Here is a 10650-nt window from a genome sequence, read left to right on the forward strand (position 1 = left end):
GTGACGACGGAGCCCAGGATCCGCGCCGGGGCGGCCACGGACAGGGCGGCCAAGGGTTCGGCCAGCAGCCACGCGGCGGATATCCGGGCGGTCAACATCCCGGCGGCGGATATCCCGGCGGCGGACATCCGGGGGGGTTCTCCGGTGGGGAACAGCCGACTGGCCCGGGAAAGCCCGACCCGGCGAGGTCGATGCGGCGGGTCCGCAACTTCATCATCGCCGTGATCGTGCTCGCCGCGTTGATCGCGCTCGGGTCGTGCGGGCTGAGTGCGCTCCGGGGGTCGTCCGGTGGTGACGCACGTGCGTACGTGAAGTCCCACTATCAGCGCGACAGTTCACTCGATGAGTCAGACGTCGATGCCTATGTCGCCGACGGTGATCCGTCGACCGTGTCGGCACAACTCACGTCCGCACAGAGCCCGACCGACCAGCGTGCCGGAGACACGTCGGGCGCCGGAAACGTTACGGGAACGCAGTTTCTCCAGTACCCCGACTATCTGATCGGGCTGTTCCCCTATGCGGCAGGCAAAACGAAGGTGATGGTGAGCCGTGACTACCGTTCCGGCTACAACCACTACCACAGCTATGTCGGCGGATTCTGGGTACCGACGCCCGACTACTCGGGGTCGGGCAGTTCCAACCGTGGCGGCGGCAGTGGCACCGGGAAATGACATCTGCCCGAACACGGCAGAACTACCACAGCAAGCACCAGACACGGGAGTACACACATGATCTCGGCCCACGCGATTGCCACCAACGCCTACTCCGCTGCTGCCTACGCGGGCGTCGGGGTGTTGCTGATGCTGATTTCATTCGCTGTCATCGACGTTCTGACGCCGGGCAACCTGCGGCACCAGTTGTGGGTCGACCGGAACCGCAACGCCGGAATCCTGGTCGGTTCTAATCTGGTCGCGGTGGCGATCATCGTCGCCGCTGCGATAGCGGCGAGCGAAGGCCGACTCGGCACCGGATTGGTGTACACCATCGTTTACACGTTCATCGGGCTCGCCGTGATGTGCATCGCGTTCGTCGTCATCGACCTGTTCACTCCCGGCAAACTCGGCGAGATCGTGATCGGCGCCGAGAGCCACCCCGCGGTCTGGGTTCAGGCTGTCTTTCACCTGGGCATCGCCGTCATCGTCGCCGCAGCGATATTGTGACGCTCGCCGACTCGGGGATTGACCCGGCCGACCGTTCGGAACCGAACGCCGACCGCGACGCCGCGCCCCGCTCACGACTCGCGCGAGTCGGACTCCTCGCCGTCGTGTTCGTCTGCGCGGCTTGTGGTCTCGTCTACGAACTGGCGTTGGTGTCGCTGGGTTCGTACCTGATCGGCAACACGGCCACCCAGGCGTCGATCGTTCTGGCCGTCATGGTGTTCGCGATGGGCATCGGTTCGTTGACCGCCAAACCGCTGCAGAAGCACGCGGTCACGGCGTTCGCGGCGATCGAGCTCGCGCTTGCGTTGCTCGGCGGATTGTCGGTGCTCGCGCTGTACGCCGCGTTCGCCTATGTCTCGCTCTACACCCAGGCGCTCGTCGTCGTCGCCTTCGTGCTGGGTCTGCTCATCGGTGCGGAAATCCCATTGCTCATGGTGATGCTGCAACGAATACGGAAGCAGGAGGCCGGTTCCGCGGTTGCCGATCTGTTCGCCGCCGACTACATCGGGGCCCTGATCGGCGGGCTCTGTTTCCCCTTCGTCTTGCTGCCCGTCTTCGGTCAGTTGCGTGGGGCGATCGTGGTGGGTCTGGTCAACGCCGTCGCGGGGTGCTTCCTCGTCTTCGTGATGTTCCGGAAGTCGCTGACGCGCATCGGGTTCGCCGCTCTCGGCGTGGCCGCTGTCGCGGTGATCGCCGTACTGATCGCCACACTCGTCTACGCCGACCGCTTCGAGGTGACCGCGCGACAGGCGATGTATCGCGATCCGATCGTCGCGGCAGAACGTACCCAATACCAGGACATCGTGATCACCGAGCGACGCGTCGGGTCCGGGCGCGACACGCGGCTGTATCTCAACGGCGACCTCCAGTTCGCGTCAAGCGACGAATACCGGTATCACGAGGCGCTTGTCCATCCCGCCATGGCCGACGCCGCGGCACTGAATACCGGCGCCGCCGGCGAGCGATCGCCGTTGTCCGTGCTCATCCTCGGCGGCGGCGACGGCCTCGCGTTGCGAGAGGTGTTGCGCTATCCCGATGCCCGTCCGACACTCGTCGAACTCGATCCCGAGATGATTCGCCTCGCGCGCACGGATGCCAGACTGGCCGACCTCAACCGTGGCTCCATGAACGATCCCCGCGCGCATGTCGTCACCGCCGACGCATTCACCTGGCTGCGGCACCAGCACGACAGATTCGACGTGATCATCGTCGACATGCCCGACGCAGACGAATCAGCCACGGCCAAGCTCTATTCGACAGAGTTCTATTCACTCGTCAGAGCGCATTCCGCGCCGGGCGGGCGGATCGTCGTTCAGGCGGGCTCGCCGTACTTCGCCCCGAAGTCGTACTGGTGCATCGGGTCCACGCTCCGTTCGGCGGGGCTCTTAGTGACGCCCTACCATGTCGACGTCCCGTCGTTCGGTGACTGGGGTTTCTTCCTCGCCGCGAGTGAGGGGGTACCTCCGCGCCTGCACGTCACACCGCCGGGGCCGATGCGTTTTCTCAGTGAACCCGAGTTGACGGCTGCTGCGGTATTCCCGCTGGACCGTCCGCCACTCGACATGCCGCCGTCGACGTTGATGGATCCGCGGATACTCCGTTACGCACAGGGAGAGTGGGCAACCTACTGATTCCCTGCGCAGTCAGCGAGGGTCGACGAAGATGTCGTACTCGACGGGCTCCTGGCCGCCGTAGACGGACAGATCGGTGACGCCGGCTTCGGCCAACGCCTCGACGTCGAGGTAGCACCGGCCGGTGTTAGTCGAGTCCTGTCCGAGTACGGCGACGGCCGCGTCGGCCATGATCTGTGGTGACCGCGAATGCGCGACGGCGTCGTCACCACCGAGCAGGTTGCGCACCGCCGCAGTGGCGATGGTCTATTCGGGCCACAGACAGTTGCTCGCGACCGCCGAGTCGGCGTATTCGGCAGCGAAACCCAGTGCCGCAAGCGTCATTCCGTACTTCGCCAGCATGTACCCCGGATGCTTACCGAGCCATTCAGAGCTCATGTTGAGCGGTGGCGACAGTGTCAAGACATGAGCACTCGGGGACTTGCGCAGGTAGGGCAGGCATTTCTGGGTGAGCAGGAAGGTGCCGCGTACGTTGACCTGCTGCATCAGGTCGAAACGCGACATCGGAAGGTCTTCCGTGGCCGTCAGATTGAGCACACTCGCATTGTTGATGCAGATGTCCACGCCACCGTAGGTGTCGACGGCGGTGTGCACAGCTCGGGTGACGTCGTCCTCGTTGCGTACGTCGCCCACGACACCCGTGGCCGTGCCACCTGCAGCCTCGATCTCGTCGACGGCCGTGTGGATCGTCCCGGGCAGCTTGGGGTGTGGCGCGTCGGTTTTGGCGAGCAGCACGATGTTCGCGCCGCGTGTGCCGAGCGCGGTGGCGATCGCCAGCCCGATCCCCCGGCTACCGCCTGAGATGACGGCGGTGCGCCCGGCAAATGTCTGCTCGGACCCTGTAGACGTTTCTGTGGCCACCGTGGCCCCTCTCCTGTGTCGATTCCGTGGGTCGGCGATCCCATGTCAGAAGCGCACTGTGTACACGAAATCTGTTGTGCGCCCTGCACAATCACACCCGAGCTCAGCTCGAAGCCATGCCGGGTTTCTCCCGAGAGCAGGCTCGCACATCCTCTGGCGAACGTCAAGACCGAGCGTTCGGTCGGCTTGGTCGGCAACGCCAAGCCGGATGTGTCGCGTACCGCTGCGTCACCAGCTCGCCGCAGCCACGCGCCGGAAGTTGCCGCCGGTCACCGCGACGACGTCGGCGTCCGACCATCCCCGCTGCGAGAGGTGTGCGCCGAGGGTGACAAATACTTCCGGGGCCATCCATTCGATCGGCCCCCAGCGCGTGTACGAGTCGTCGAACGACTCCGGGTGATCGCGGATCTCGGCCAGGAAGTCGTCGGCGTCGAAGGAATGGTCGGTGCTCACGCCGACGTGGTCGATCCCGACCAGTTCCACGGCGTATTCGAGGTGACGTGTCATCGCCTCGAGAGTCGGTGTGTTGGGGCCGAGGAAGATCCCCACGCCGGTGATACCGACGACGCCGCCGGTGCGGGCACATTCGCGTGCCTGCTCGTCGGTGATGTTGCGTGGATGGTCCCACACCGAGCGCATGCACGAATGGCTGTAGACGACAGGCTTGGTCGATACCTCGCAGAGGTCGAGCCCCGTACGTGCGCTGCAGTGCGACCCGTCCGGGACCACTCCCGCGGTGTTCAGTTCGCCGACGAGTCGTCGACCCCACGCGGTGAGGCCGGTGTCGGTGGTGTCGAGACAGCCGCTACCGGCGGGATTCGCGTGGTTGTAGGCGGGCAACATGGTTCGCACGCCGAGTTCGACGAGGCGGTGCACGTTGTCGAGGTCGCCGTCGAGAGGGTTGGAGTCCTCGAGGTCGAAGGCGACGGCGATCTGCCCGCGACCGCCGGCGGCATCGATGTCGGAGAGCGACGAGGCCACCGCGAGACGCGGGTGGGCCGCAATGGCAGACCTGAAGTGCTGCAACAGGTTCGTCGAGTCCGCGAAGGTCTGCGGCGAATATCCGACGTTGACCGACACGTACGTCGATCCTGGCCGGGAGAACCTGGTCAGATACCCGACGTCGGCATCGGGCTGCAACGGCAGACAAGCGTGCTGGTCCCAGAGAAGAGTCATCCGGGTTCCTTCCGGTCAAACAGTGGTTTCCGCCGCACGCGGGACGCGTCCTCGCGAGAATGGTCGCATGAACACCGACCTTCTTCGCGCACGCGATGCCTGACGGGATGGCGGTCCTGCTCGCGGTACTCGTGCTCGCCGCGGTGGCGGTGGTCGTCGTGCTCCTACGCACCAGGCGCGTCGTTGCATCACCGACTGAACGCGCCGTACACGCCACGCTGAACACCGCGTCACAGGCCGCTCGTCCGCTGCGCCGCGGCCTGACCGCCGAGTCTGCGTACCAGGCACTCGGGCCACTACGAGCACTCACCGCGACCGATGCGATCGCACTCTACGACGGAGACGGCACGCGTCTGGCCAGCGACGGCGAACCCCATGCCTGGGACGAGCAACTCCTCCACCGAGCCGACGAGATCGCCACCACTGCCGCGACCGAACTGCGTCGCGTCCTCCTGACCGATCCCGTGGGCGCGGACGCGAGGCTACGCGCACTCGTCGCCGAACCGATCGTCGTCGACGACCGCGGTGTCGGCGTGCTGGTCGTCGCGAGTACCAGGCGTCCGGGCCCCGGCATGCTCGGGGCGATCGCCGAGGTCGCCCGCTATGCGTCGAGCCAACTCGAACTCGCCGATCTCGACGCATCTCGTGCCCGCCTCGACCGTGCAGAGGTGCTGGCATTGCGCGCACAGATCAGTCCGCACTTCATCTACAACGCTCTCAGCACGATCGCATCGTTCGTACGCACCGACCCCGACCGTGCGCGTGAGCTCATCCTCGACTTCGCCGACTTCACCCGGTACTCGTTCCGCGCCGCGGGCGAGTACACGGTGCTCGCCGACGAACTGCGCAACATCGATCGCTACCTCACGCTCGAGCGTGCACGCTTCGGAGCCGCGCTCGATGTGCGGTTGCAGGTGGCCCCGGAGGTACTCGGCGTGGTGCTGCCCTTCTTGGCCCTGCAACCGCTCGTGGAGAATGCCGTGCGCCACGGTGTCGCAGCACGAGGCGGGGGAACGATCTCGATCGTCGCGCGTGACGAAGGCTCCGACTGCGTCATCACCGTCGAAGACGACGGCGTGGGGATGGATCCCGAGGTGCTGCGCTCGGGAGACATCGATGCACTCGACGCGTCAACGACCGCACCGTCGAGTGAGACCTCGGGCGCGCGTGTCGGCCTGACCAACGTCGACCACCGCCTGCGCGCGGCGTTCGGCAACGACTACGGTCTTGTGGTCGAGACGGGAATCGGAGCGGGCACGAAAGTCGGGATGCGCGTGCCGAAGTTCCGCGCGGGCGTGCGCGCACAGCACTCCTCGCCCACGCCACCGAGACAGACAGAGGCTGCCGCACAGAGTCAGGAGGCGGGTCCGCGATGACCCTCACCGTTCTCGCCGTCGACGACGAGCCGCCAGCGCTCGACGAGTTGGCATATCTACTCGCTCGTCGATCCGAGGTCGGCGAGGTCGTCCGCGCAGGGGATGCCACCGCTGCGTTGCGTGAACTCGCCGATCATCGGGTGGACGCCATCTTCCTCGACATCAACATGCCAGGGCTGTCCGGCATCGAACTCGCTCGGGTTCTGGCCAGATACTCCGATCCGCCGTCGATCGTCTTCGTCACGGCACACGACGACCGCGCTGTCGATGCATTCGACGTCGGCGCACTCGACTACTTGTTGAAACCGATTCGCGAGGAACGCCTCGGGCAGGCAGTCGACCGTGTGGTCGCCGCGCGATCAGTGGCCCCGGCTGCTCGTCAGGATGCAGCAGACGACGTGATCCCGGTGGAGCTCTCCGGGGTCACCTCGCTGATTCGACGCGACTCGATCTCGTGGGTCGAGGCGGTCGGCGACTACGCCCGCCTGCATTCGGACTCGGGAGCACATCTGGTGCGGATTCCGTTGTCGACACTCGAATCCCGCTGGAGCGAACACGGTTTCACACGGGTCCACCGCTCTTATCTGGTGCATCTGCCGATGGTGAGCGGGATGCGGACGAGTGGATCGGCGACTGTCGTCTGCATACGAGCGAACGGTACGTCGCCGGCAGTGGAGCTTCCGGTGAGTCGACGTCAGTCGCGGGAGCTGAAGGAACGACTGGTACACGACCCGCTGCGCGCCTATCGGGCGTCCGCTGGTGAGGACGCATGAGTCAACCGTCGACTCCTCGCCGAGAACGGGTTGTCCTTGCACAACGCCGTGGTGCGCGCATGGTCCGCACCAGAATCGAGGTGCAGGAACAGACCGAGGTCGGCGATGCACTGGTACGAGGCCTGATGCGCGCACAGCTCGGGCTCGCGCTGCGGCTCGGTATCACGACGTCGCTGTTGATCGCGGTCATCCCGCTGCTGGGCATACTGTTTCCCACCCTGAGCACCGCCAGATTCCTGGGAATCCAACTGAATTGGCTGGTGCTCGGTGTGTTGATCTATCCGATGCTCTATCTGGTCGGGCGCGTGTACGTCCGGTTCGCCGACCAGGCCGAAGACGACTTCCTCGGACTCGTCGACGACGATGCCGAGAGCTCGGCCGAAGTCGACTCTGACGTCGCGAACGACGACAGTGACGGTGAGACTGTATGACCGACAACGGCATTCGTGTTCTCACCGCGCTGGCGCTGCTCGCTGCAGCGGTCGCGACGGTCGTCGTCGGCGCGTACGGCGGCAGGCGCTCACGTACCACCTCCGATTTCCTGGTGGCCTCGCGAGCCGTCGGAGCGCGACGCAATGCGGCGGCGATCTCCGGCGAATACCTCTCCGCGGCGTCGTTTCTCGGAGTAGCGGGACTGGTCGCGAAGTACGGCGCCGACGCGCTGTGGTACCCGGTGGGCTTCACCGCCGGATATCTCGGCCTGCTGATGTTCGTCGCGGCGCCGTTGCGTCGCTCGGGCGCCTACACCGTGCCCGACTTCGCGGAGTTCAGGCTCGGCTCGAGGACAGCACGGCGCACAGCGATGGTGGTGGTGGTCGTCGTCTGTCTGCTGTACCTCATTCCGCAGCTGCAGGGTGCGGGACTGACGCTCAACATCCTCCTCGGCGCCCCCGTGTGGGTGGGTGTCGTGGTCGTGGGGGCGATCGTCGTCGTCAACGTAATCGGTGGCGGCATGCGTTCCATCACCTTCGTGCAGGCCTTCCAGTACTGGCTGAAGTTGACCGCCATCGGCATTCCGACGATCGCTCTGGTGGCCGTGTTCTTCGCCGATCGGCCGGCGCTGGGCGAGCCCGCGCCACCGCGTGTCTCCGCGGCGACAACCGTGGAGGTGACCACCGACGTCGTCGTTGCCGTTCCGGAGACGATCGGCGTGGAGGTGACCGGCACTCTCGACGGCCGACCCGTACACGACGCCCCCTTCCCCACCGCGGGCGAGCACACCGTCTCGGCAGGCAGCACGCTGTACCTACAGGCAGGCGCGGCGACGCCGGTGGTGGCGGGCGCACCAACGACAGGCGAGCGCTGGCTCGCGTCCGGCGGGGGATTCGGCGGCCCGCATGCGCTCTACGCCGTCTTCTCGCTGATCGTCGCGACGTTTCTGGGTGTGATGGGGTTGCCGCACGTGTTGGTGCGGTTCTACACCAACCCGGACGGGCGCTCGGCACGCCGCACGGCACTGACTGTCATCGTTCTGCTCGCGGTGTTCTACCTGTTCCCGCTTCTGCTCGGCGTGTTGGCGAGGGTCTACGTACCGCAACTCCTGATCACCGGGACGTCCGACGCGGCCGTGTTGTTGCTGCCGAGCGCGGCGGTCGGCGGTATCGCCGGTGAGTTGTTCGCCGCACTGGTCGCTGCGGGTGCCATCGCCGCGTTCCTCGCGACGTCGTCAGGGCTGCTCATCAGTGTGGCCGGTGCGTTGTCGACGGATGTGCTTCCCGGGCGGGTCCGTGACTTCCGGCTGGCAGCCGCGATCGGTGGTGTCCTCGCGATCGGCATCTCTTTCGCGGCGTCGGGACTCGAGTTGTCGCGCACCGTCGGATTCGTCTTCGCAGTGGCCGCGTCGACGCTGTGTCCGCTTCTGATGCTGGGCATCTGGTGGCGGGGCCTGACCCCCGCAGGTGCCATTGCAGGTCTCGCGGTCGGTGGTGTGTCGTCGGGCGTCGCGACGTCGTTGGCCGTTGCCGGGGTCGTCGACGACGCTGCCGGTCACGGATGGCCGGCGGCGATCATCGGATATCCGGCCGCCGTGACGGTGCCACTGGCGTTCGCCACCATGATCTGCGTGAGCGCGGCGACCCGTCGAACCCGACCCACCGACGTCTCACGCATCTTCGCGCGGATGCATGTGCCGGAACGTCTCGGCATGGGTGTCGAACGAGTGCCACGCGGTCAGTGAGATCGCGTCCCACGCGGAGCGGCAACGGATACGGGACGACCTCGCCTGACCGCTCGTCTGCCCTGACCACTCGTCTACGCTGACTACTCGTCTGCGCTGACCGCTCGTCTGCGCTGACCGCTCGTCTGCGCTGACCGACCGTTCGGCGCACGATCAGCGAGCTTCGTCGTGTGATCCACGACACCCCATTGCGGGTGATCTACCTCTCTTTCATGGTTACCGGGTATCCACATCACACGAATTCCTTCGGAGGCACCGTGTCAACCACTGAACGAGTACCGCAGGCGCAGAATGCGCCGACGGGTGAACAGTTCCTCGAGATGCAGCACAGCGAACAATTCCAGGATCTCCGTCGGACGTTGCGTCGCTTCGTCTTTCCGATGGCCGCATTCTTTCTGGTCTGGTACGGCATCTACGTGGCGCTCGGCGCCTTCGCCCACGACTTCATGGCAACGCCGGTGTGGGGCAACATCAACGTCGGTCTGGTCCTCGGCCTGCTGCAGTTCGTCTCCACATTCGTCATCACGGGCGCATACGTCCGCTTCGCCAACCGCGAACTCGATCCCAGGGCCGCCGCTCTGCGCGCGGAGATGGACACCGAGGTGGCCAACGAGGAGGTGGCCCGGTGAGCTCGTCGTCGACCCTGCATCTCGCCGCCGGAACGGTGGGCAACCCGGCCGCCAACATCGCGATCTTCATCGCATTCGTCGCGATCACGATGTTCGTGGTGATCCGAGCGAGCCGCAACAACTCCACTGCCGCGGACTATTTCACCGGAGGTCGTGCCTTCTCCGGCCCGCAGAACGGAATCGCGATCGCGGGTGACTATCTGTCCGCGGCCAGCTTCCTCGGTATCGCCGGCGCCATCGCCGTCTACGGATACGACGGCTTCCTGTACTCGATCGGATTCCTGGTCGCATGGTTGGTCGCACTGCTGCTGGTGGCCGAACTGCTGCGCAACACCGGCAAGTTCACGATGGCCGACGTCTTGAGCTTCCGACTGCGGCAGCGGCCGGTGCGGCTCGCCGCAGCGATCTCGACTCTCGTGGTCTCGCTGTTCTATCTGTTGGCTCAGATGGCCGGCGCTGGTGGCCTCGTTGCTCTTCTGCTCGACGTCGAGTCGCGGACAGGCCAGTCGATCGTGATCGCGGTCGTCGGCGCATTGATGATCGTCTACGTATTGGTCGGCGGCATGAAGGGCACGACGTGGGTCCAGATCATCAAGGCCGTCCTACTCATCGCGGGTGCGGCGATAATGACCGCGATCGTGTTGGGCAAGTTCGGGATGAACTTCTCGGAGATCCTCGGTTCTGCTCAGCATGCGATCTCGGGATCGTCGAGTGAGAAGATCGCCTCCCGCGATGTCCTCGCGCCCGGCGCCAAGTACGGCGGGTCGTTCGAGTCGAAGATCAACTTCATCTCGCTGGCCATCGCCCTCGTACTCGGCACCGCAGGACTGCCGCATGTGCTGATGCGCTTCTACACGGTGCCCACGCC

10 protein-coding genes and 1 pseudogene are annotated in these 10650 nt (G+C 65.6%); 9 read left to right on the forward strand and 2 right to left on the reverse strand.

Annotated elements, in window-relative coordinates:
* The first annotated feature begins 191 nt into the window (after window positions 1–191).
* From GOOTI_RS17035 to GOOTI_RS17045, 3 genes are read left to right on the forward strand one after another with little or no spacing between them, the layout of a single operon-like run.
* Entirely contained in the window at window positions 192–671 is a 480-nt protein-coding gene (locus GOOTI_RS17035; protein WP_039994276.1) for a DUF4247 domain-containing protein, read from the forward strand.
* 57 nt (window positions 672–728) lie between these two features.
* Window positions 729–1160 (forward strand): DUF350 domain-containing protein, encoded by a 432-nt coding sequence (locus GOOTI_RS17040; RefSeq protein WP_007239859.1) that lies wholly within the window; start codon window positions 729–731, stop codon window positions 1158–1160.
* Window positions 1157–2791 (forward strand): polyamine aminopropyltransferase, encoded by a 1635-nt coding sequence (locus GOOTI_RS17045; protein WP_007239860.1) that lies wholly within the window; start codon window positions 1157–1159, stop codon window positions 2789–2791. Before GOOTI_RS17040 ends, GOOTI_RS17045 begins: the two co-directional genes overlap by 4 nt.
* Before the next feature lie 12 nt (window positions 2792–2803).
* Here the strand turns inward: GOOTI_RS17045 and GOOTI_RS17050 are convergent.
* A pseudogene (locus GOOTI_RS17050) lies at window positions 2804–3652 on the reverse strand (SDR family oxidoreductase).
* A gap of 228 nt (window positions 3653–3880) precedes the next feature.
* Window positions 3881–4828: a dipeptidase gene (locus tag GOOTI_RS17055; protein WP_007239863.1), complete on the reverse strand. Its 948-nt coding sequence runs from the start codon at window positions 4826–4828 to the stop codon at window positions 3881–3883.
* 95 nt (window positions 4829–4923) lie between these two features.
* On the opposite strand from GOOTI_RS17055, the gene GOOTI_RS17060 reads away from it, so the two are divergent.
* From GOOTI_RS17060 to GOOTI_RS17085, 6 genes are all read left to right on the forward strand, one after another.
* Entirely contained in the window at window positions 4924–6204 is a 1281-nt protein-coding gene (locus GOOTI_RS17060; RefSeq protein ID WP_007239864.1) for a sensor histidine kinase, read from the forward strand.
* The gene (locus tag GOOTI_RS17065) at window positions 6201–6977 is read left to right on the forward strand and encodes a LytR/AlgR family response regulator transcription factor (protein WP_007239865.1); all 777 of its coding nucleotides are present in this window, start codon (window positions 6201–6203) and stop codon (window positions 6975–6977) included. The genes GOOTI_RS17060 and GOOTI_RS17065 overlap by 4 nt, the downstream gene beginning before the upstream one ends.
* Window positions 6974–7408 (forward strand): hypothetical protein, encoded by a 435-nt coding sequence (locus tag GOOTI_RS17070; protein ID WP_007239866.1) that lies wholly within the window; start codon window positions 6974–6976, stop codon window positions 7406–7408. The genes GOOTI_RS17065 and GOOTI_RS17070 overlap by 4 nt, the downstream gene beginning before the upstream one ends.
* Window positions 7405–9153: a sodium/solute symporter gene (locus GOOTI_RS17075; protein ID WP_007239867.1), complete on the forward strand. Its 1749-nt coding sequence runs from the start codon at window positions 7405–7407 to the stop codon at window positions 9151–9153. Before GOOTI_RS17070 ends, GOOTI_RS17075 begins: the two co-directional genes overlap by 4 nt.
* Window positions 9154–9410: 257 nt before the next feature.
* Window positions 9411–9782, forward strand: coding sequence for a DUF485 domain-containing protein (locus GOOTI_RS17080; RefSeq protein WP_039994280.1), 372 nt, complete (start codon window positions 9411–9413; stop codon window positions 9780–9782).
* The coding region (locus tag GOOTI_RS17085; RefSeq protein ID WP_007239869.1) for a solute symporter family protein at window positions 9779–10650 on the forward strand (872 nt) is incomplete at its 3' end. The genes GOOTI_RS17080 and GOOTI_RS17085, both read left to right, overlap by 4 nt.

It is taken from the genome of Gordonia otitidis NBRC 100426, assembly GCF_000248075.1.
GTDB lineage: Bacteria > Actinomycetota > Actinomycetes > Mycobacteriales > Mycobacteriaceae > Gordonia > Gordonia otitidis.

What these genes read in the sequence shown, in the direction of transcription:
- GOOTI_RS17035 (WP_039994276.1), top strand. Translation starts at nt 192, where the DNA reads ATGCGGCGGGTCCGCAACTTCATCATCGCCGTGATCGTGCTCGCCGCG.
- GOOTI_RS17040 (WP_007239859.1), top strand. Translation starts at nt 729, where the DNA reads ATGATCTCGGCCCACGCGATTGCCACCAACGCCTACTCCGCTGCTGCC.
- GOOTI_RS17055 (WP_007239863.1), bottom strand. Translation starts at nt 4,828, where the DNA reads ATGACTCTTCTCTGGGACCAGCACGCTTGTCTGCCGTTGCAGCCCGAT.
- GOOTI_RS17060 (WP_007239864.1), top strand. Translation starts at nt 4,924, where the DNA reads ATGCCTGACGGGATGGCGGTCCTGCTCGCGGTACTCGTGCTCGCCGCG.
- GOOTI_RS17065 (WP_007239865.1), top strand. Translation starts at nt 6,201, where the DNA reads ATGACCCTCACCGTTCTCGCCGTCGACGACGAGCCGCCAGCGCTCGAC.
- GOOTI_RS17070 (WP_007239866.1), top strand. Translation starts at nt 6,974, where the DNA reads ATGAGTCAACCGTCGACTCCTCGCCGAGAACGGGTTGTCCTTGCACAA.
- GOOTI_RS17075 (WP_007239867.1), top strand. Translation starts at nt 7,405, where the DNA reads ATGACCGACAACGGCATTCGTGTTCTCACCGCGCTGGCGCTGCTCGCT.